Origin of the sequence: Leptolyngbya sp. BC1307, from assembly GCF_002286735.1 — a bacterium.
GTDB lineage: Bacteria > Cyanobacteriota > Cyanobacteriia > Phormidesmidales > Phormidesmidaceae > Phormidesmis.
The window spans coordinates 19,099-38,574 of record NZ_NRTA01000002.1 but is presented as its reverse complement, the minus strand read 5'-3'; the positions used below and the strand labels follow the sequence as shown (position 1 = coordinate 38,574).

Below are 19,476 nucleotides of genomic sequence, written 5' to 3'. Positions count from 1 at the left end.
ATCCATCGCAAGGACGGACAGCCTTATGACGAATCAGAGCAACATTTGGCGTCAAAGCCTGCTGGCTGTGCTGACTAGCTTACTATTTGCGGGGAGCTTCGTCGCAGGTAAGTATACAACGGGCGAAATGGGGCCGCTGCTGATTACTTTGCTGCGATACATTATTGCGGCTGCTTTCTTAGGAATTTTAGTATGGCAGCGGCAAGACATTGGCCTGCGTATTGGGGAGGCTTCTCGCTCGGACAAAGTATGTTTCTTTCTGCTGGGTACTTTCGGGGTGGTGGGCTATCACTTCTTTTTCTTCTCTAGTCTGCGCTATACGGCAGTGGCAAATTCGGCCATTATCAATGCGTTTAATCCGGTGGTGACGGGCTTTTTGGCGGCGGTGCTGCTGAAGGAGAAACTGGCGCTGCGAAATTATGCAGGAGGCGCGATCGCCGTCTTCGGCGTACTGGTTTTACTCACTAACGGCAATCTGGCGGCTCTATTGCAGCTTCAGTTTAACCAGGGCGATTTGCTGATGCTGTGCGCGGTGCTGTGCTGGGCCTGCTACTCTATTTTGCTGCGCTATTTGGGTCGGCGCTACAGCGGATTGGCGATGAGCTATTATGGCGCGTTGTTTGGAGTGGCTCAGCTCTTGCTGTTGGTGGTGCCTGAGCTATCGCAAACAGGGTGGCCGAGCCTATCGTGGGAATCGGTTGCGGGCGTGTTTTATATGGGGATTGGGGCTTCGGGGATTGGCTATTTGTTGTTTACGCTCAGCACGCAGCGGATTGGGCCGACCAAGTCTACGAGTATTGTCCATAGCGGGGTGCCCGTTTGGGTGGCGCTGCTGGCCTGGTTGTTTTTCGCAGAGCCAGTGACGCCCTGGATGATTGTCAGTATGGGGCTGATTTTACTAGGGCTGCGAACGGTTTTACAGCCTGCGAAAGTCTCTTGACGTGAGAACGTTCTTGTCCGTCTTTTCTTTAGCCGCCGTGCTGTTCTTTATCGTTCCCGACCTGATCGGGGCTTTGAGCATGTGCCACAAATCTGATTTCACGGTGGTGCTGACATCAACGCTGATCTCTAAAACCCGTGCGACTTGCGCCACAGCGAGACGGTGGCAGGCTAGTTCCCGCGTTGATCCTCGAAAAATTAGAGAGATCTAATACCGCGCTGGCGTAGTTCTTGATCTGTATAGACGCTGTCTTCGGTTTCTCCAGAGACATAGCGATAGTTCCCATCGGGCAAAGTAGCTAGTGCTGGCCCAGCATCGATATTAGGGAGTGAGAGTTCAGGTGGGACGGGGTTAACCGGGGGAGCCGCCTCAGCTTCCTCGTCTGTCATCTGAGCAATCTCTGCTTGAGATAGTGTTACTGATCGCTGGGTTACTTCTAGCGGGGGGGCGATTTTCTCGGCACTACAGCGCTGCTGGGCTGTGGCTGAGCGATCGCCGCTGACCGGGTTCGGCTCGTAAGCATTGTCTAGCCTGATCTGAGACCTAGTAGGCTGGCGATCGCTCAAAAAAGGCGCCATCTCTTGCTCAGAAGTGACCAGCACGCGAGTGACCGTATCGACAGGCTGAACAATCGGAATCGCACTGAAATCTACCAGAGGCTGAACGCCAGTTGCCAAACTGCTGGTTTCATCTAAGCCACATGCGCCAACGGCATCAAAAGTGGGTGGCGCAGCAGCAGCCAGCAGCAGCGGCGCTACTGTCACAGTCAGCGGCAGCGCAGATTTGAAGATTGACGGTACGATTGACAGCATTTTAGAGATAATCTACCAGCAAAATTTCGTGGGTGAATGCACCCATTACTTCATAGATTGTCAGCAGGCTTGTGCCAGCACAAGGCGCAACATCACGGACTCGTGACTCGCCTGCTAGCGATGCGTTTGCGATTGTGAAGGCCCGGCTGTTGAAAGATTTAGATCGCCAGTTGAGCTTTTAGCAAAGCGTAAAATGCCCGGGACAGCTCGCGCCGGGTGAGCGGCGTATTGTCTGGGGAAATGCGCTCAAAGGCTTGACCGTAGGCTTGAGGCATCGCTGCCTTAATCAAATAGGAAAGCTGCCGGCGGGTGATCATGGCATCGGGTGCAAAGCGATCGCCGCCAATCCCGGCAATTATCCCCTGGGCTTTGAGCGTTTCGATATTGCTATAGGCCCAGTGTTTACCCGGCTGCACGTCCGAAAAGCTAGGTCGAGGGGGGCTGATTTTCTCCAGTGCCAGCAAGCTCACTAAGGCCGTTGAAACTACTGCCCTGGAGACATTGGCATAGGGCCGAAAATGTAGATTATCGGCATTTTCACTGCGGATGATACCGGTCGCCGCCATCACCTGAATGGCCTCAAAATCTGGATCGTCGTGGGGCACATCGTCAAACCAGAAAATGGGAACGCCGTTGCGCGCCATAAAGCCCTGAAGCTTTCGTAGGAGAGGAACTGCTTCGACGATGCGACGGGGGCTTTCGCCAGTCCAGATAGCAAACACCGCCAAAAATCCGCTGGCTTCGCCGATTGCCCACTCCATTGGATGCATGCGGTAGGCGGCATTGGTAATGTGGGTGGTACCCAGGCTTTTGGCCGAAAGCACCAAACCGTCTGTCGTCATCGGGACGAGTGACTTAGCTGGCAGAGAGAAGGGCAGGGCGGCGACATCTTTTCCTTTGGGTGACACATGGCCAGGTACCAGGTTGCCATGCAGATCTAAGTAGTGATATTGACCAATGCCGACGCTGTCGTCGAAGCAGCGGGCGCGGGCCTGACCTGGGAAAAAGCTTTCGGCGACATCTTCGTGGCGGATAGTGGTCACAGCAATCCCCCGGCGAGCTTCGCGGACGTAGGGCTCTAGGGCAATACCGTCCGCGCTCCAGGTGAGGTCGCCTCGGGGCTTGAGGTCGGCAGTGCCGTGGGTTTGTAAGTAATAGATGTAGGCTTGAGCGCGATCGCGTGCCCGATTAATCAAGGTCGCTCGCTCTGCCCGGCTGTTGCCAATCAGCTGCCCCCAGCGAAAGTCATTGCCACAGCACTGACCCTTATCAGGATGGTCAGAGGTGCCCCAGTTAATAACTGACACATCGCCAATGCTGACCGCCTTTTCGCTGATTGCCTGTCGCATCACCCGCCGATAGCGAAAAATGCCGAAGGGCTCAAAGAAGTTTTTCTTGCTCCACTGCTGGTCTTTTCGGATCCAAAAGTCGCCAGTAAATTCGTAAGGGTTTAGCCAAAAATCACGGCCATAGCCAGCGGGCTTTGACACCAGCCGCCCCTGACCCGGCGCGGTGTACTCTACCGCCACATTGAAGGTAAATGACTGCTGACAGGCCGGAATAGCCTGGTCTGGCAAAATCGCCTCGCCCGTGTCGAGGCGTGACTCCTGCCCCACTCGCGAGGGCAGATTTGCCAGCTCTAGCAAATCGCCAAAGTCGGTCGCTTCTAAGGTGACTGGCGCGGTTACGGTGAACTGGTTGCCGGTGGTGCGATCGCGAAACTTGACCCCGCTCACCCGCTGCCGCCCGCCGCTCGTTTCTGCTGCCGCCAGTATCACCTCAATCGGGTCGCTATCTGGTACCAGCCGTAGTTTGCCAGATTCTAAATAGGGGATTAGCGGCTCATTCAGGGCGATCGCCGCGACCACAGGCGTTGCCGTCATTGGGCACACCCAGGCTCCACCCGGATTTTGCTGAAACCTGCCCGCCACCGGCTGTAACTGGCGCTGGCGCTGGCGAAACCATCGCTGGCTTTTCGAAATCGCAAGCCGCTCACCGTCTACCGTGCTAAAGCTCACTTCCTGCTTCAGCAGATCGCCATCGTCTGAAGCGGGTAGCCCTTGAGCGGTAAACTGTCCGCCAACCATCTTCAAAGGCTGAACCAGGCAGACATCCACATTCATTCGTAGGGCCGCGAGCGTGGCTGAATACGCCGCTGTAGAACCGCCTGCGACCAATATTGAGCAGCTGAGGGTACTACCATCACGAGGTCGGATAAATACATTCTCGGCAAAAATGCCATTGCGCTGACTAACTTGACTCACAGCAGACTCACACTGATATCGAATACTCTTTAATACAGATAACCTGGCGGTGAGCAGACTTTGACTAAGGTGTCACTATTTGTTTCACTTGCCGCTAATGCTGCTGACTTTTCTGAGCTGCAAACTGAGGGGAGCTTTACCCAAGACCTGCTCGATTCGCCCTGGCTCAGTCATCGTCTTCCCAAACTTCAAACGCTTCCACATCAATCGGATCCGTGGGTGTCTCTTGAGATCGACCTAATTTGTTGAGCCTTTCACTCAGCGATCGGCCTAGAGGCGTCTTGCTCAGGCGATCTTCGAGCTGGTGGTCTAGCTGGCCCTTAGCTTTAGTAAATCGCTGCTGCATCTGCTGCCTAACCTGATCTGTCTTGGCCTGCAGTTGCTCTGTAATCTCGGGTAGCGCGTCTGCATCGGGCCGGTCTTGGTGAGCCACCCGATCATCATTAAACCGTTTGGCCTGCTGCTTTACTCGCTCGGTCATCTTCTCAGCAAAGGACTGTCCCTTTTGCAAAAGCTCGCCCAGATCGGCGGGCATCTCAAGCGGCTCTGGTCGCCAGTCTGTTGAACGACTGTTGGCCGCTGCCCTCAAATTTAGCGGCTGCTCATAGGGCTGAGCGCGCCGAGCGTCTTCTTCTGCGACCATCATCCGTCTGCGACCGGCACTGATAATGGCTTGGGGAGCGATCGCATAAGTGCTGACAGTCGCAACGGCTGGCTCGTCAGCCTCAAAGTCATCGTCTAAATCGGCCTCGGCTGGCTGATCGCTATGATTAAGCGTGAAAAGGTATTGCTGCACTACGCCCGTCTCCAAGTCCAGGCAGAGGTCTACCACCTGGCCAAGCTGGTCACCGCCATCCGTCCAGACTTCCAGACCCGTCATATCCTGGGCGGCGGCTAGCCGATCTTCGGCAGCGGCAAATTCTGCACTTATTTCACTGTGAATGACCAGACAGTCGCGCCCGATATTCACCAGCTGAGACCAGCTAAGAGACTGTTTGCGACCGAGCAAACCAGCCGTTTTGCACATCAGGCCCACGACCTGAGACTGCTTAACATCAACCAGCAGGTGCTCTACGGTGCCGACGGCTTCAGCCGTCTCGTAGGCCATCACCTCTCGGCCCACTAGCTCACCCTGGCGAATAGTTGCTGCGTCCACCTGAGACCTCTCAAACTTCACTATCTCTGTTTTACTCGATCTAGCGCTTTACGGTGGTTTACGATGTTTCCAAACTTCATTGCTCAAAAAATAAAACTGGCCGATGTCGCCCTTCATACCCGCATTGGCGGCAGTGGGCCACCGCTGCTATTACTGCATGGCTACCCCCAAACCCATGTGATGTGGCACAAAGTTGCCCCCGATCTGGCGTCACACTTTACCGTGGTCTGCCCAGATATGCGAGGCTACGGCGATAGCGACGCGCCCGCTTCGGATTCGCTGCACCTGCCCTATGCCAAGCGCACGGTCGCTCAAGAGCTGGTCGCGCTGATGGGTCAATTGGGGTTTGATAATTTTATGGCGGCTGGCCACGATCGCGGTGGCCGCGTGCTGCATCGTCTTTTGCTCGATCATCCTGACCGGGTTAGCCGCGCGGCGGTGCTAGACATTGTGCCTACTCGTCATATTTTTGAGACGATCAATCAACAGATGGCGACGATCTACGAGCACTGGTTCTTTTTGATTCAGCCAGACGGGTTTCCCGAGCGCCTGATTGGTAACGATTCTGACTATTACCTCAAGACCAAGCTGCATCGTTGGAGTGCTGATCCCTCTGCTTTTACCCCGGCGGCTATGGCCGAATATCTGCGCTGCTTTCGTCGCCCGGCAGTAATTCACGGCACCTGCGAAGACTACCGCGCCGCTGCCAGCATCGATCTGGAAACCGATAGCGCTAGTCTGAATCAAAAAGTAGAATGCCCGCTGTTAGTGCTCTGGGGCAAAAAAGGGGCGATGGAGAAACACTACGATGTTTTGCAGGTCTGGCGCGATTACGCCGTTCAGATTTGGGGTAAAGCGCTGCCTTGTGGACACTTTCTGCCTGAAGAAGCGCCGACTGAAACCGTTCAAGCGCTGCTCGATTTTTTTGCTGCCTAGATTGCTTGTTTGAGCGATCGCCTTTACCTCCTCAGATTTACCCTACCCCCTGCCCCATTTCTTAACGTTTGATAGTTTTGATCATCGGTACATCCTTCTCACCAGTGCTGAAAATGGCCAGCCGTCTCAGCAGGCAAGCACAGCCTACGCCCGGCTCCTGCAAACCGACGAAGCGCAGCGTCTGCTCAACCAGGCCGGGTTTGTACTGCTTCGCTAGGATCGGCTAGAGCACGCGACAATAAACACATGGATAATTTGGATATTCGCTGGAAACAGCGGTTTTCTAGCTACAAAAGAGCGCTAGCGCAGCTCACTAAATTCATTGAGAAAGGCGATTTAAACGAGTTAGAGGAGCAGGGCCTAATTCAGGCATTTGAATACACTCACGAGCTGGCCTGGAAACTACTGAAGGAGTTCCTCAGCTATCAAGGGACTCAAGATATCTATGGCTCTAGAGACGCTACCCGTATGGCTTTTGGCCTAGGATTGATTGAAGATGGTGAAAGCTGGATGAATATGATCAAAGACCGCAACCGAACTAGCGACACCTACAATCGAGACGTAGCTAAGGAAATTGCTGCCAATATTACTAAGCACTTTTTTGATCTATTTACTGCTCTGCAAACTAAGATGCAGGCCATAGAGGATGAACAATGAGACGCCTTTGCGGTTTGGTCTCAAGGAAACCACCATCGAACAAATTACGGGTGTCTTCTCTAGTCATCCTGCAGTCGAGTCTGCCATTCTCTACGGCTCTCGGGCGAAAGGGAACTATCGAAAGGGTTCAGATATTGACCTCACGCTGACTGGAGAAGGTCTCACCTACAGGACTGTGGCTCGGATTGAAGATGAGATTGACGACCTGCTGCTCCCTTATCTATTTGACATCTCCATACTTAGTTACATTGACAATTCCGATGTATTAGCCCATATTCGTCGAGTCGGCATACCTTTCTACCAGCGAAAGTCAGAGCATTTAGAGACGGATGCCTAAAGCTCTACTTCTCGCCCGTTGTAGAGGCTCATTGAGCGCTCGACGCCTTTGCGCAGACTCAAATCAATGGCATCTACAGCCATCGGAATCACCGCATCTACAATCTTTCTATCCCCTGGAGCGAAGCGGCCTAATACGTGTGAGACGACCGCGCTGTCTTTATCGCCTGATTTATCTGTGCTACCAATGCCGATGCGCAGCCGAGGAAACTCTTGGGTGCCCAGGTGAGCAATAATCGACTTCATGCCGTTGTGACCGCCCGCGCCGCCCGATAATCGCAGGCGCAGCTTGCCAGTAGGCAAGTCCATATCGTCGTAGACCACTAGCACTGAAGCGGGATCTAGCTTGTACCAGTCCAAGACGGCCCGCACTGCCTGTCCGGATATGTTCATAAACGTAGTGGGCTTGAGCAGGATGGTGCGTTCTCCTGCACTGCGAAATTCTCCGGCTACGCCTTGGAACCGCTTGTTTTCGACTAGCGAAATGTCCGGATAGCTTTTCGCTAAGGCATCAATAACTTCAAAGCCGATATTGTGACGGGTGCGATCATACTTTGCTCCCGGATTGCCCAAGCCTACGATCAGGCGTGGCAGCACCCATCCTACAGGCGTCTCGGCCAGCGGTGTCCCTGCCATCGTCAAGCCGCTTGTTCGCTGCTGCTTTCGGTCTCAGCACTGGCTTCAGGGCTGACCTTCTCATCCGTCTCACCCTGAGCGGCCTCACCGTTGGTCGTCGTCTTGACCACCTTTGCTTCGGTAGGCGCGCTGTCGGCATCAGGCGCTAAGGCCCGTGGCTTTTCTAGCGTGGCCTTCATCGGCTCAGCAACTGACTTTTCAATGCGGTCGGCTTCTTTTTTAAACTCGGTTTCAAATTCTTTAGAGGCATCTTGGAAGCCTTTGAGCGCTTTGCCCATGCTGCGGCCAATCTCGGGCAGCTTCTTGGGCCCAAACACTAGCAAGGCCACAATCATGATTAAGCCCATCTCGGGCAGGCCAATTCCAAAGATGTTCATCTGTAATATCCAGCAACGCTGTTTAAGAGTATAAGGGGCAGGCGCAAACACACCCACCCCCTATTTCTTAGAAGCTAACTACCCAGGCTACGCCAGTCCACATCGACATTATTGATAATGAGAGACGAGTTGTAAAGCTGAAGAATGATCAGCAAGAACACAAGAAAAAGAACCATAAACACACCCATTACTGGGGTGGTTCCCCAGCCGGGCGAGACCTTTCCGTACTCGGAATTTAGGGGCCGTAGGAGGTTGCCTAACTTCGTGCGCTGTGCCATGGAGAGATAGGGGGATTAATTTACTTTATATTCTGTAATATCATAGGGTAATTAACGGTCAAAGCTCTATGGAAAATTTCGATTCTGCAACAGTTCTTATTGTTTCGGTGGCGGCGATTGTCTTCGCTTTTACTGGCTATGCGGTGTATACAGCGTTTGGCCCCCCGGGAAAGCAGCTCAGCGATCCGTTTGAAGACCACGAAGACTAAAATTCCCTGCCGGGTCTGCTCATTTTTGGGCAGGTTCGCGCTCCTGATTCAGCCATCAAACAGCCATTAGACCCTCTGGCATCGCCTGACGCTTTGCCTGACCTTCGCAGCGAGTGTTAGAATCAGAAGCTCTTGCGTAGCTAGCTATTTTTTAGCCTGGCTTTATAGCACCATGACCTTTATTCTCTATTCGGCTTAGCCGTCATTACTACTGCCCATGATCAAGATTCGACTCAAGCGCTTCGGTAAAAAGCGCGAAGTTAGCTACCGTATCGTCGCGATGCGTTCCCAAGACCGCCGCGATGGCCGTCCGCTCGAAGAAGTGGGCTTCTACAATCCGAGAACGGACGAAACTCGCTTGAACGTGCCTGCTATCGTTAAATGGCTAAAAGAAGGTGCCCAGCCGACTAAGACGGTTGAGCACATGTTGAAGAAAGCGAATGTGTACGACCAGCTGAGTAGCTAGCTATGAGTCCCGACCCGACTAACCCAGAGATGGCCAATCAGGCTGATGGCTCCACTGAGTCTTCAACTGATTTTGAGGCGATCGCTCGCTTTTTGTTCGAGCCGTTTTTAGACCGGCCCGAAGCGCTCAAGTTTCATGCTGAAACGCTGGCAGGTGGCAAAAAGCTGTGGTTGCGGGCTGCCTTTGACGAGGCCGAAGATAAAGGCCGGATATTTGGCCGGGGCGGGCGCAATATTAAAGCAATGCGCCAGGTGATTGGGGCAGCCGCTCAAATGGCTGGCAAAGTCGTCAACCTCAGCGTGTTTGGCGAACCTGTGCCAGAACGAGAAGACCGGGGTGACCGGGGCGGCGATGATCGCACGCGGGGTCGTTCTGGCGGGCGAGAGAGCGACCGCGGCGGCGATAGAAGACCGTCTCGGCCCAGCACAAACCCAGCCCCACCTAAAAAGAAAAGTTAGATTAAAGGTATCTGTCGGCACCCTGCCAACCAAGGTGTACTGATAACTGCATGGGAAATCATTACAAACTAGGCTTGATGAGTTCTGAAAATGCCATGGCCCTGGCCGGTCCGCATGAGGAGAATATCAAGCGTATTGCCCAGCAGACAGGGGCTACTGTTGTCTTGCGAGGCAGTGAGCTGAGCATTGCGGGCACTGAAAGTCAGGTGGATCGCACTCGGCGGATTGTGCAGACGCTAGAGCCAACCTGGAGCCAGGGTCAGGCGATCGCCATTACCGACGTGATGACTGCCATTCAGGCTCTGGATACGCATCGTGAAGACGAGCTACAGGCCATTCAAAAAGATGTGGTGGCGCGCACCCGCCGGGGGCAGGTCATCCGGGCCAAAACCTTTCGCCAGCAGCAGTACGTCAAGGCCCTGCGCACCAGCGATCTGACCTTTTGTACGGGCCCTGCCGGAACGGGTAAAACCTTTTTGGCGGCGATGGTCGCTGTCAAGGCGCTGATGAACGAGGAGTACGAGCGGCTGATTCTTACCCGCCCAGCCGTAGAAGCTGGGGAGCGCCTCGGCTTTTTGCCGGGTGACCTGCAGCAAAAGGTGAACCCTTACCTGCGGCCCCTGTACGACGCTCTGCACGAACTACTCGATCCGGAGCGCATTCCCCATCTGATGGAGCGGGGGGTGATTGAGGTAGCGCCGCTAGCCTATATGCGTGGCCGTACGCTGAGCAATGCCTTTGTGATTTTGGACGAAGCGCAAAATACGACGCCAGCACAGATGAAGATGATGCTGACCCGACTGGGCTTTAACTCGCGCATGGTGGTCACAGGCGATGTCACGCAAACTGACCTGCCTCGCTATCAGGAGTCTGGGCTGGCGATCGCCACCAAGATACTGGCCAAAGTAGAAGGCATTACGTTTTGTGAGCTGACTAAGGCCGATGTCGTGCGTCACGCGCTGGTGCAGAGAATTGTCGCTGCCTATGAGCAGTTTGAGGCATAGGTGCCAGCGTAGAGTCTACCTGATACTTGAGTTAATTGATTTCGATCTGAGATAACATTTAGCCGTTCGGTTACGAGCTTTTTTGCCCCATGGCGACTTTACATGGAAACTGGTTACCCGACCTCCAGCGTTTTTTCTTATGGGGTGAAACCTGGCGAAAAGTAGAGGTAATCGCCCCGCTCGATCTGCAAAAGACTGATTCACCCCCTACCCTGGCCGATCAGCCCTATCAGCTTAGCCAGTCAGCCTTAGTCGCTGTATTTCAGCCAGCCGACCCGGATCTCGATCTCTCTTGGATGCAGCCGCTGGTGGCACCGACTGCCACTCATAAAAAATCCAAAGCTAAATCCAGCAATTGGCAGTCGCGGGTCGTTGTCCTGCCAACCAAGCGAGAAGCCGACGGTCTGCTGCCAGCGCTTTCAGCAGAGGCTCAAGACGCTACAGAGCTTTATCCCTGGCAAGTCTCAGGTGCTCTCTTGGAGGCGACGACTACCGTCAAATTTCTCAGCGCCCTCCCTTTGGGTCATTCAGAGGCCAGCGCTTTTGTCGGAGCCGACTTACGCTACTGGTCGCACCTCACTCGCTGGTGTTTGGATCTGCTAGCCCGAGGTAAGTTTGTGCCGGTGGTTAGCGCTGATAAGAAAGGGGCGATCGCCACCTGGCAACTGCTGCTCGACAGCGCCGTAGACCAGAACCGGCTAAAGGAATTTTGCGATCGCGCCCCCCTTAGCTGCCGCAGCTATCTGGCCCCGCTGCCCAAAAAAGCCTCCCCCCTCCGAATCGATCTGCCTGCCGCCGCCGATCCGATGGTGCGCCACTTTCTAGAAACGCTGCTAGATGCCCAGGTGCGCCGCGTTGCCCAAGACAATGGACTGCCCGCTAGTGCGCCCCTCAGTAAAGACCTACCCCTGCGCGAGTGGATCGATGCCCTCGGCATGCCCGATCCTCACTTTGAATCAACGCCTGTCGGCGTCGTCCGCCTGAACGATGCGCTCAATACCTGGACCTCGCCGCTGCAAAACCTGACCGATACCGCTAGCGGCTTTCGCACCTGCTTTTCTCTGACGCCCCCGGCCACTGGCACCCTCGACTGGACGCTGCGCTATGGTCTGCAAGCCATTGACAACGGCGACTACAAAATCGATGCGGAGACCATCTGGCAGCATCCTACCGACCAGCTGACCTACCAGGGGAGAACGATAGAAGCTCCGCAAGAAACGCTGCTCGGCGGCTTAGGCCGATCTACTCGGCTGTATGAGCCGATTAAGCAGACCCTGAGCGAGCAGAGCCCCAGCCAGTGCACGCTCGACCCGATTGAGGCTTATCAGTTTATTAAGGCAGCAGCCTGGCGACTGCAAGACAGCGGCTTTGGGGTAATCATGCCCGACAATCTGGTAGACCCCAATAAGGTCGGGGCCAGTCGCTTGGGTCTGCAAATTAGTGCCACCGCTCCGCCCAAGCAGCAACGCCTTGGGCTGCAAAGCCTGCTGAATTTCAAATGGGATCTCTCTGTCGGTGGTCAGGTGCTTTCTAAAGCAGAATTTGACGAACTGATTACGCAGGGTACGCCCCTGGTAGAAATCAACGGCCAGTGGATAGAGCTGCGCCCTCAAGATGTACGGGCCGCTAAAGAGTTTTTTGAAAAGCGTAAGGGCCAGACCAAGCTTTCGGTAGAAGAAGCGCTGCGCATTAGCACTGGCGACAATCAGCTGATTGACAAGCTGCCTGTCGTAAAATTTGACGCTTCGGGCAAGCTCGATGAGCTGATTACCACGATGACGACAGGTAATCAGAGTCTGGAACCCATGACAGAGCCGGATGGCTTTGAAGGGCAACTGCGACCTTATCAGGCCAAGGGCGTTTCGTGGCTCTCTTTCTTAGAGCAGTGGGGCCTAGGAGCCTGCCTGGCTGATGACATGGGTCTGGGCAAGACCATTCAACTGATTGCCTTTTTGCTCTATCTTAAGCAGGAACAGGCGCTAGGCGGGCCGGTGTTGCTGGTGTGCCCAACTTCGGTGCTGACCAACTGGCAGCGTGAGACACAAAAGTTTGGGCCGGAGCTAAAAACTTTGATTTACCACGGTGATAAACGGCCTAGGGGCGCAGCGCTGGTGAAGGCGGCTGGAAAGCTGGATCTGATTATCACGAGCTATACGCTAGTGCAGCGAGACCTCAAAGATCTCAAGAAAGTTGAGTGGCGAGGCATGGTGCTCGATGAAGCGCAGAATATCAAAAATCCGGCGGCGAAGCAGTCGCTAGCTGTGCGAGAGGTCGAAAGTGAGTTTCGGATTGCGCTGACCGGTACGCCCGTTGAGAACCGACTCTCTGAGCTGTGGGCAATCATGGACTTTCTCAATCCGGGATATTTGGGCCCGCTGAATTTCTTTAAGCGTAGATTTGCGACGCCGATTGAGCGGTATGGCGATACCGATTCTTTAAAGACATTGCGATCGCTTGTTCAACCCTTTATCCTCCGCCGTCTCAAAACCGACCGTTCGATCATTCAAGACCTGCCCGACAAGCAAGAAATGACCGTCTTTTGCGGCCTCACCGCTGAGCAGGCCCGCCTCTATCAGAAGCTGGTAGATGAGACGCTAGGAGAGATCGATGAGGCTACAGGCGTCAAGCGACGCGGCATGATCTTGGGATTGTTAGTAAAGCTCAAGCAAATTTGCAACCATCCCGCTCAGTTCCTCAAGCAGGACAGTCTGGGTAAATATCGGCGATCCGGTAAGTTGCAGCGACTAGATGAGATGTTAGAAGAGGTGATTGCAGAAGGCGATCGCGCCCTCATTTTCACCCAGTTTGCCGAATGGGGCAAACTCCTCAGCCGCCACTTAGAGCACCGCTTAGGCACAGACACCCAGTTTCTCTACGGCAGCACCTCCCAAGCCAAACGAGAAGAAATGGTAGATCGCTTCCAGCTCGATCCCAACGGCCCCAAAATCTTCATTCTCTCGCTCAAAGCAGGCGGTGTCGGCCTCAACCTTACTCGCGCCAATCACGTTTTCCACTTCGACCGCTGGTGGAATCCTGCCGTCGAAAACCAGGCTACAGACCGCGCCTTCCGCATCGGCCAAACTAAAAACGTGCAGGTGCATAAGTTTGTGACCACCGGCACCTTAGAAGAGCGCATCAACGACATGATCAACAGTAAAAAAGCCCTGGCTGAGCAAGTCGTCGGCGCGGGCGAACAGTGGCTCACCGAACTCGATACCGATCAGCTGCGTAATTTGTTGTTACTAGACCGTGATGCTGTGATTGATGAGAGCTAGCGTTAAGTAGGAACTATTGTGGAGATCTACGAGGGAGCTGTTCGCCGCTATTTGATTGAATTTGCAGATTTACAGGGTCGTGAGTACGCAATGGCAATACTACAGATAGATGAAATCTTGGCACTACATTACGAACTGAGTGCGGTCAGCTGATAGATTTTGTCTAAATTGCCACGCTGTAGCGCATCGCAAAGAGCCTCACAGCGCCGAGGAGCTTCAAGACATGCCTATGAAGCAGCAAGATCCTACCTAACAAAACCGATGTCTGCTTTCAGTACCAGCCCTTTGTGCCAGTGGCTCATAGTGGTTCCTTAATATGCGGCTATTTAGCTAGAAAAAGAAGTGGTTTTGCTATTTGGTTTTACCGATGGAACCACAAATAGATCGGCGTGTCAGCTAGCTTGAGAATGCTAAACCTCATAGCTGTCAAGGGTTTTAGCGCTGTCTGCAAGGCATGCGCTAGCCCTCGCCATAGCCTGCCTGCCGTCGTCCGATTGCTCCCTGCCGGCAGATGCGGCCTTTGTGCCACTGGCGAACCTGTACTAGCTCCGTATGAAGAGAACAAGCTGAGCTGATATTTCTTTATTAAAGCAGTTTGGCTGATTCACACAGCTGGGCACTGTCTCTAAGACAATTTTTTTAGAGACGTTTTTTGAAGGGTTCCGGGAATGGGCCTTGCTATCTGTGAATACTGAAGTATCGAGATCCCGATTTTTTCTCTATTGATTGCTCTACTAATGCAATCAGGTCAACACCCAATAAATAGCAACTGGCTCAAACTGTTTGGCAAAAAAAAATATCTAGGCCTGATAGCTCTACTGAGGCGCACCTCTGCTAAAAGCGGCTTTTGCTGTGCGGCCCCCATCGGCTGGGCACACTATTTTTCAAGAGGTGAGCTACGCCGATTCTCAACTTTGTCCCGCTACTTCCTACCATCATGAAAGCTACGTCTGACTACGTTGACCAGCGCACCGCTAGCAATTCACTAGATGATAGTGATGACAGAGTAGACGACCTGCGCGAGCCGTCTGACTACGATCTTTCGCTAGCGGCTTCTGATGAAAGTGCCGATGTGCATGTCGAAGGGCTGGATGTGGAAACGCATAGCAAGCCCCGAGTTCAGCGCACGACTGACTTGGTGCGGCTATACCTACAAGAAATTGGCCGGGTGAGCCTGCTAGAGCGCGATGAAGAGGTGGCAGAAGCTCAGCGAGTGCAGCAGCATATGGAACTGCTAGCACTGCGCGACCAGGCGGCTGAGCAGGTGGGCGGAACGCTGGCAACCTATGTAAATCTTTTGCACACTCGCGATCAGCTAACCGCGCAGCTCAGCCATCGGCCTTCATTAGAGCGTTGGGCGACCGTTGCCGGTATTCTGGCGGCTGACCTCAAACCAACTTTGATAGAGGGTAAGCGTCTCTGGGCAGAGCTAGCTGGGCTCAGTATAGACGAGCTAAAAGCGGTACAGACCGAAGGTATCCGGGCCAAAGAGCACATGATCAAAGCCAATTTGCGCCTGGTGGTATCGGTGGCGAAGAAGTATCAAAACCGGGGGCTAGAGCTGCTGGACTTGATTCAAGAAGGCACATTGGGTCTAGAGCGGGCGGTCGAGAAGTTTGACCCGACTAAGGGCTATCGTTTTAGTACGTATGCCTATTGGTGGATTCGTCAGGGGATTACGCGGGCGATCGCCACCCAAAGCCGCACCATTCGCCTGCCGGTTCACATTACCGAGAAGCTCAACAAAATTAAAAAAGCCCAGCGCAAAATCTCTCAGTCTGAAGGCCGCACCGCCAAAGTCGAAGACATTGCTCGCGAGCTAGACATGACCGTTGCCCAAATTCGCGAAGTGCTGCTGAAGGTGCCTCGCTCGGTGTCTTTAGATACCAAGGTTGGCAAAGATCGCGATACTGAGCTGGGCGACCTATTAGAAACCGACGATATTTCGCCCGAAGAGCTGCTGATGCGCGAATCGCTCAAGCGCGACCTACAGCAGTTGCTCACTGACCTGACGACCCGCGAGCAGGAGGTGATCACTCTGCGCTTTGGCCTGGGTGACGGGGTGCCCTACTCCCTAGCCGAAATTGGCCGGACGCTGGAGCTTTCTCGTGAGCGAGTGCGACAGATTGAATCCAAGGCACTGCAGAAACTGCGCCAGCCGAAGCGACGCAACCGGGTCCGCGACTATTTAGAGGTACTGAGCTAGAGCAATCTGAAATCAGTTCCGTTCAAATTGATTCCCCGCAGACAAGGTTTAAAGCGTCTACGGGGGATTTGTCTTGGGCAGGAACCTAAGGCGATTTAACCCTACAGACGCGGTTGAATTCTCCAGGGGCGATAGCCTGTGCGAATGCACTGGGTGAGTGCTTCGTCTACAGCCACCTCGGTAGCATCGACCAGGTCAATGACGCAGGTGCCATAGCGGGCAGGCAATAGGCTGCGGCCACAGTTTTCCAATACCTTGGTCGAAGGGCTGTCGAGCAAGGAGGTATGGATGTCGATGGTGCAGTTGGCGACCTCTATAGGGCGGCGTGATCGCTGACAAACCAGCAGCGCATTGTCAGCCGTTAGCCCGGTAAATTCGTTAACATCGACTACGCAGGCCCCCAATTCTTCTGGATAGCGGGCCGCAGCGCAGGCGGCGATCGCCGCTGTCTCTGAAATGCCTGAGTTAGTCATGCCTGTGGCGCAACCAAAATAATCCGGATTCGCCGCTGCTGCCGCTGTTGCCCCTAAGGCACTGAGGCCAACTGTACCTAGCGAAACCGCTCCAAACGCGGCCCCAGCCGATAGCCGAGACCCTCTACGGAGATGGTTTTTTACACTGGCTGTCAGGCGGGTGACGGGTAGCTCAAGAGTCGTGAACATTTTCATAGGAGCCTCATTGCTTGCTTGCGCTCTGATCTAATCTACAGTGAATAGAGTGACGATAACGATACGTATACGCCGATTAAGAGAGGATTTGATATGCATCTGAGTGAAATCACCCACCCTAACCAGTTGCATGGTCTTTCAGTTAAGCAGCTAGAGCAAATTGCTCAGCAGATTCGCGATAAACATTTGCAGACGATTGCCGCCAGTGGCGGGCACTTAGGCCCCGGACTAGGGGTGGTCGAACTGACACTAGGGCTCTATCAAACCCTCGACCTTGACTATGACAAAATCGTTTGGGACGTAGGTCACCAGGCTTATCCCCACAAACTGATCACCGGACGCTACCCAGACTTTCACACTTTACGTCAGCAAAATGGCGTAGCCGGATACCTGAAGCGCTCCGAGAGCCGGTTTGACCACTTTGGCGCGGGCCATGCTTCTACCAGTATTTCGGCAGCTTTAGGAATGGCGATCGCCCGTGATCTCAAAGGTGAAAAGCACAAAGTCGCCGCCGTCATCGGCGACGGTGCGCTCACGGGCGGTATGGCGCTAGAAGCCATTAACCACGCCGGTCACCTGCCCAAAACCAACCTGGTCGTAGTGCTCAATGACAACGAAATGTCGATTTCCCCCAACGTCGGGGCGATTCCGCGCTATCTCAACAAAATGCGCCTGAGCCCGCCCGTGCAGTTCCTCACTGACAACCTCGAAGAGCAGCTTAAGCAGCTACCTTTTAGCGAGTCGCTCACGCCTGAGCTGAGCCGCGTTAAAGAAGGCATGAAACGGCTAGCTGTTTCTAAAGTCGGTGCGGTCTTTGAAGAACTCGGCTTCACCTATATGGGGCCGGTAGACGGGCATAATATCTCAGAGCTAATCAGCGCCTTTAAAGAAGCCCATAAGCACGGCGGCCCGGTGCTAGTGCATGTCGCGACCGTCAAAGGCAAAGGCTACGAAATCGCCGAAAAAGATCAGGTAGGCTACCACGCTCAGTCACCCTTTAACCTGGAAACCGGCAAAAAAAATCCCAGCGGTAAGCCCAAGCCGCCCGGCTACTCTAAAGTCTTTGCCGAGACGCTGGTCAGCCTGGCTGAAAACGATCCCACCATCATCGGGATTACCGCTGCGATGGCGACGGGCACCCGGCTAGACTTGCTCCAAGCCAAACTACCCAAGCAGTATATTGACGTGGGTATTGCCGAGCAGCACGCGGTAACCCTAGCGGCGGGCCTAGCTTGCGAGGGCATGAAGCCCGTACCGGTGATCTACTCCACTTTCTTACAGCGAGCCTTTGACCAGATTATTCATGACGTTTGCATCCAAAAGCTGCCGGTTTTCTTTGCGTTAGACCGGGCGGGCATTGTCGGGGTCGATGGCCCTACTCACCAGGGCATGTATGACATTGCCTATATGCGCTGCATTCCGAATATGGTGCTGATGGCTCCCAAAGACGAAGCCGAGCTACAGCGCATGGTCGTTACTGGTATTGAATACGATGGGCCAATTGCCGTGCGCTACCCGCGTGGCGATGGCTATGGCGTGCCGCTGATGGAAGAAGGCTGGGAGGCGCTACCGATTGGCAAGGCGGAAGTGCTGCGCCAGGGCGACGACGTTTTGCTCATAGGCTACGGGGCGATGGTCTATCCGGCTATGCAAACTGCTGAAATTCTCAGTGAGCACGGGGTAGAGGCAACGGTGGTTAACGCCCGCTTTGCCAAGCCGTTAGATACTGAGTTGATGCTGCCGCTGGCAAATAAGATTAGCCGGGTCGTGACTCTAGAAGACGGCTGCTTAATGGGTGGCTTTGGTTCGGCTCTGGCTGAGGAATTGAGCGATCGCGGGTTCTCACCAACGCTGTTGCGCTTAGGCGTGCCCGACCAGCTAGTAGATCATGCCTCTCCAGATCAGTCAAAGGCTGCGCTAGGGCTGATGCCGGCGCAGATGGCTGAGCGCATTCTCAAACGGTTTGACTTGAGGGAAACTAGCCGTGAGTTGGCTGAGCAGCGGTAGTTTGTCGGGCGATTGAGCTGAGGGGAGCTGGTTGGAGGGGAAGACGGGAGGCAGGAGACAGGAGACAGGAGACAGTAAGCGGGCCGACTTCTGTCTTCTCTTACCGGCTCTCTCCCACGGGCTCGATCAAGGGGACGCTTTTGCGACGCTGCCACCAGCGGGCAAATTGGGCTATTACTTTACCGAGAGACTGCCCAAGCGAATCGCCGCCGCTGTTACCCTGTACCAAATCGATCAAAATACAGCCTGCGCCCGCTAGCAGCCCGGCTGAACCCAGGGTAAATAGAAACAGAGCGGCAGAAATTAGCCCGTCAAACGATAGGAGCGATCGCAGCGCTAGCGCAAACAGACTGACGCCAAAGATCAGCAGTGCGATATGCAGTGTCAGCATTCCCAGATGGCTCCAGAGGTACTGATTTCTCAGTCGCTGCCTTTGGTCTCGCATCCGCTTGAGATTAGCTCTGAGCTGAGCCTTCTCCAGTATTGGTTGGGCTTCGGCTGTGCCAATAGCCGGGCGATGGGTCATTTGCTGGTAGCGCCGCTGCACCTGGCTAAGCTGCTGAGAGAGCATGTTTTGCCGCAGCCAGGCTCCCCCCAGTAAAGCTGCTGACAGCAGAGTCATTAGCACCGAATTTAGAATGAGCAAAATGAGCTGGTTAGTCTGTTCGATACTCATAAGCAGAGAGGGTTACGGCTAAACACAAAGACTGGTTCAAATGTACTAGAGAACCCCGTAAAACTCAAACCCTATTTTGCATTTCGCAATCACAGGCTTTAATGAAGAGGTGTAG

19 protein-coding genes and 1 pseudogene are annotated in these 19,476 nt (G+C 54.1%); 12 read left to right on the top strand and 8 right to left on the bottom strand.

Annotated features, from left to right (window positions below; translation table 11 throughout):
• The first annotated feature begins 25 nt into the window (after nt 1-25).
• A complete protein-coding gene (locus CKL79_RS01570) occupies nt 26-940 on the top strand; it encodes a DMT family transporter (RefSeq protein ID WP_121967825.1) in 915 nt (304 codons plus the stop codon).
• A 197-nt stretch (nt 941-1,137) separates the two neighbouring features.
• On the opposite strand, the gene CKL79_RS01565 is transcribed toward CKL79_RS01570, so the two are convergent.
• From CKL79_RS01565 to CKL79_RS01555, 3 genes are all read right to left on the bottom strand, one after another.
• Nucleotides 1,138-1,752: a hypothetical protein gene (locus CKL79_RS01565; RefSeq protein WP_121967824.1), complete on the bottom strand. Its 615-nt coding sequence runs from the start codon at nt 1,750-1,752 to the stop codon at nt 1,138-1,140.
• A gap of 158 nt (nt 1,753-1,910) precedes the next feature.
• Complete coding sequence (locus CKL79_RS01560) at nt 1,911-4,016, bottom strand: FAD-dependent oxidoreductase (protein WP_121967823.1); 2,106 nt, start codon at nt 4,014-4,016, stop codon at nt 1,911-1,913.
• Nucleotides 4,017-4,182: 166 nt separating this feature from the next.
• Nucleotides 4,183-5,172 (bottom strand): PRC-barrel domain-containing protein, encoded by a 990-nt coding sequence (locus CKL79_RS01555; protein WP_121967822.1) that lies wholly within the window; start codon nt 5,170-5,172, stop codon nt 4,183-4,185.
• 63 nt (nt 5,173-5,235) lie between these two features.
• On the opposite strand from CKL79_RS01555, the gene CKL79_RS01550 reads away from it, so the two are divergent.
• The 3 genes from CKL79_RS01550 (at nt 5,236) to CKL79_RS01540 (ending at nt 7,102) form a co-directional block, all read left to right on the top strand.
• Nucleotides 5,236-6,108: an alpha/beta hydrolase gene (locus CKL79_RS01550; RefSeq protein ID WP_121967821.1), complete on the top strand. Its 873-nt coding sequence runs from the start codon at nt 5,236-5,238 to the stop codon at nt 6,106-6,108.
• Between the two features lie 246 nt (nt 6,109-6,354).
• Nucleotides 6,355-6,765 carry a nucleotidyltransferase substrate binding protein gene (locus tag CKL79_RS01545; RefSeq protein ID WP_121967820.1) on the top strand — a complete coding sequence of 137 codons (411 nt, stop codon included), beginning with the start codon at nt 6,355-6,357 and terminating at the stop codon, nt 6,763-6,765.
• A complete protein-coding gene (locus tag CKL79_RS01540; protein ID WP_170943925.1) occupies nt 6,755-7,102 on the top strand; it encodes a nucleotidyltransferase domain-containing protein in 348 nt (115 codons plus the stop codon). The genes CKL79_RS01545 and CKL79_RS01540 overlap by 11 nt, the downstream gene beginning before the upstream one ends.
• On the opposite strand, the gene pth is transcribed toward CKL79_RS01540, so the two are convergent.
• From pth to psbH, 3 genes are all read right to left on the bottom strand, one after another.
• On the bottom strand, nt 7,099-7,737 hold the full coding sequence (gene pth / locus CKL79_RS01535; protein ID WP_121967819.1) for an aminoacyl-tRNA hydrolase: 639 nt from the start codon (nt 7,735-7,737) through the stop codon (nt 7,099-7,101). The two genes, CKL79_RS01540 and pth, sit on opposite strands and share 4 nt — an antisense overlap.
• A gap of 2 nt (nt 7,738-7,739) precedes the next feature.
• On the bottom strand, nt 7,740-8,114 hold the full coding sequence (locus CKL79_RS01530; protein WP_121967818.1) for a TatA/E family twin arginine-targeting protein translocase: 375 nt from the start codon (nt 8,112-8,114) through the stop codon (nt 7,740-7,742).
• A 74-nt stretch (nt 8,115-8,188) separates the two neighbouring features.
• Entirely contained in the window at nt 8,189-8,392 is a 204-nt protein-coding gene (psbH, locus tag CKL79_RS01525) for a photosystem II reaction center protein PsbH (protein WP_121967817.1), read from the bottom strand.
• A gap of 68 nt (nt 8,393-8,460) precedes the next feature.
• Here psbH and psbN point away from each other — a divergent pair, with 68 nt between their 5' ends.
• The 7 genes and pseudogenes from psbN to sigC all read left to right on the top strand — a co-directional run bounded on the left by psbN (nt 8,461) and on the right by sigC (nt 16,010).
• Nucleotides 8,461-8,601, top strand: coding sequence for a photosystem II reaction center protein PsbN (gene psbN, locus CKL79_RS01520; RefSeq protein WP_121967816.1), 141 nt, complete (start codon nt 8,461-8,463; stop codon nt 8,599-8,601).
• A 217-nt stretch (nt 8,602-8,818) separates the two neighbouring features.
• Nucleotides 8,819-9,067, top strand: a complete 249-nt coding sequence (gene rpsP, locus CKL79_RS01515; RefSeq protein ID WP_121967815.1) for a 30S ribosomal protein S16 — start codon at nt 8,819-8,821, stop codon at nt 9,065-9,067.
• Nucleotides 9,068-9,069: 2 nt separating this feature from the next.
• Nucleotides 9,070-9,525 carry a KH domain-containing protein gene (locus CKL79_RS01510; protein WP_121967814.1) on the top strand — a complete coding sequence of 152 codons (456 nt, stop codon included), beginning with the start codon at nt 9,070-9,072 and terminating at the stop codon, nt 9,523-9,525.
• Nucleotides 9,526-9,602: 77 nt separating this feature from the next.
• Nucleotides 9,603-10,529, top strand: a complete 927-nt coding sequence (locus CKL79_RS01505) for a PhoH family protein (protein ID WP_240518588.1) — start codon at nt 9,603-9,605, stop codon at nt 10,527-10,529.
• A gap of 89 nt (nt 10,530-10,618) precedes the next feature.
• Nucleotides 10,619-13,804, top strand: coding sequence for a DEAD/DEAH box helicase (locus tag CKL79_RS01500; RefSeq protein ID WP_121967812.1), 3,186 nt, complete (start codon nt 10,619-10,621; stop codon nt 13,802-13,804).
• Between the two features lie 6 nt (nt 13,805-13,810).
• Nucleotides 13,811-13,957: pseudogene (locus CKL79_RS01495) on the top strand (DUF4926 domain-containing protein); the annotation flags it as partial.
• Between the two features lie 784 nt (nt 13,958-14,741).
• Nucleotides 14,742-16,010 carry an RNA polymerase sigma factor SigC gene (sigC, locus tag CKL79_RS01490; RefSeq protein ID WP_205878960.1) on the top strand — a complete coding sequence of 423 codons (1,269 nt, stop codon included), beginning with the start codon at nt 14,742-14,744 and terminating at the stop codon, nt 16,008-16,010.
• A gap of 101 nt (nt 16,011-16,111) precedes the next feature.
• Here the strand turns inward: sigC and CKL79_RS01485 are convergent, their stop codons facing one another.
• Nucleotides 16,112-16,672, bottom strand: a complete 561-nt coding sequence (locus tag CKL79_RS01485) for a hypothetical protein (RefSeq protein ID WP_205878959.1) — start codon at nt 16,670-16,672, stop codon at nt 16,112-16,114.
• A gap of 99 nt (nt 16,673-16,771) precedes the next feature.
• Between CKL79_RS01485 and dxs the strand changes: the two genes are divergently transcribed.
• On the top strand, nt 16,772-18,685 hold the full coding sequence (gene dxs / locus CKL79_RS01480) for a 1-deoxy-D-xylulose-5-phosphate synthase (RefSeq protein ID WP_121967809.1): 1,914 nt from the start codon (nt 16,772-16,774) through the stop codon (nt 18,683-18,685).
• A 100-nt stretch (nt 18,686-18,785) separates the two neighbouring features.
• Here the strand turns inward: dxs and CKL79_RS01475 are convergent, their stop codons facing one another.
• Complete coding sequence (locus tag CKL79_RS01475; protein WP_121967808.1) at nt 18,786-19,361, bottom strand: hypothetical protein; 576 nt, start codon at nt 19,359-19,361, stop codon at nt 18,786-18,788.
• Between the last annotated feature and the right edge of the window lie 115 nt (nt 19,362-19,476).

Coding starts and splice junctions, on each gene's coding strand:
- CKL79_RS01485 (WP_205878959.1), bottom strand. CDS start 16,672: ATGTTCACGACTCTTGAGCTACCCGTCACCCGCCTGACAGCCAGTGTA.
- psbN (WP_121967816.1), top strand. CDS start 8,461: ATGGAAAATTTCGATTCTGCAACAGTTCTTATTGTTTCGGTGGCGGCG.
- pth (WP_121967819.1), bottom strand. CDS start 7,737: ATGGCAGGGACACCGCTGGCCGAGACGCCTGTAGGATGGGTGCTGCCA.
- CKL79_RS01570 (WP_121967825.1), top strand. CDS start 26: ATGACGAATCAGAGCAACATTTGGCGTCAAAGCCTGCTGGCTGTGCTG.
- sigC (WP_205878960.1), top strand. CDS start 14,742: ATGAAAGCTACGTCTGACTACGTTGACCAGCGCACCGCTAGCAATTCA.
- psbH (WP_121967817.1), bottom strand. CDS start 8,392: ATGGCACAGCGCACGAAGTTAGGCAACCTCCTACGGCCCCTAAATTCC.
- CKL79_RS01510 (WP_121967814.1), top strand. CDS start 9,070: ATGAGTCCCGACCCGACTAACCCAGAGATGGCCAATCAGGCTGATGGC.
- CKL79_RS01500 (WP_121967812.1), top strand. CDS start 10,619: ATGGCGACTTTACATGGAAACTGGTTACCCGACCTCCAGCGTTTTTTC.
- CKL79_RS01475 (WP_121967808.1), bottom strand. CDS start 19,361: ATGAGTATCGAACAGACTAACCAGCTCATTTTGCTCATTCTAAATTCG.
- dxs (WP_121967809.1), top strand. CDS start 16,772: ATGCATCTGAGTGAAATCACCCACCCTAACCAGTTGCATGGTCTTTCA.
- CKL79_RS01540 (WP_170943925.1), top strand. CDS start 6,755: ATGAACAATGAGACGCCTTTGCGGTTTGGTCTCAAGGAAACCACCATC.
- CKL79_RS01565 (WP_121967824.1), bottom strand. CDS start 1,752: ATGCTGTCAATCGTACCGTCAATCTTCAAATCTGCGCTGCCGCTGACT.
- CKL79_RS01530 (WP_121967818.1), bottom strand. CDS start 8,114: ATGAACATCTTTGGAATTGGCCTGCCCGAGATGGGCTTAATCATGATT.
- CKL79_RS01550 (WP_121967821.1), top strand. CDS start 5,236: ATGTTTCCAAACTTCATTGCTCAAAAAATAAAACTGGCCGATGTCGCC.
- CKL79_RS01545 (WP_121967820.1), top strand. CDS start 6,355: ATGGATAATTTGGATATTCGCTGGAAACAGCGGTTTTCTAGCTACAAA.
- rpsP (WP_121967815.1), top strand. CDS start 8,819: ATGATCAAGATTCGACTCAAGCGCTTCGGTAAAAAGCGCGAAGTTAGC.
- CKL79_RS01505 (WP_240518588.1), top strand. CDS start 9,603: ATGAGTTCTGAAAATGCCATGGCCCTGGCCGGTCCGCATGAGGAGAAT.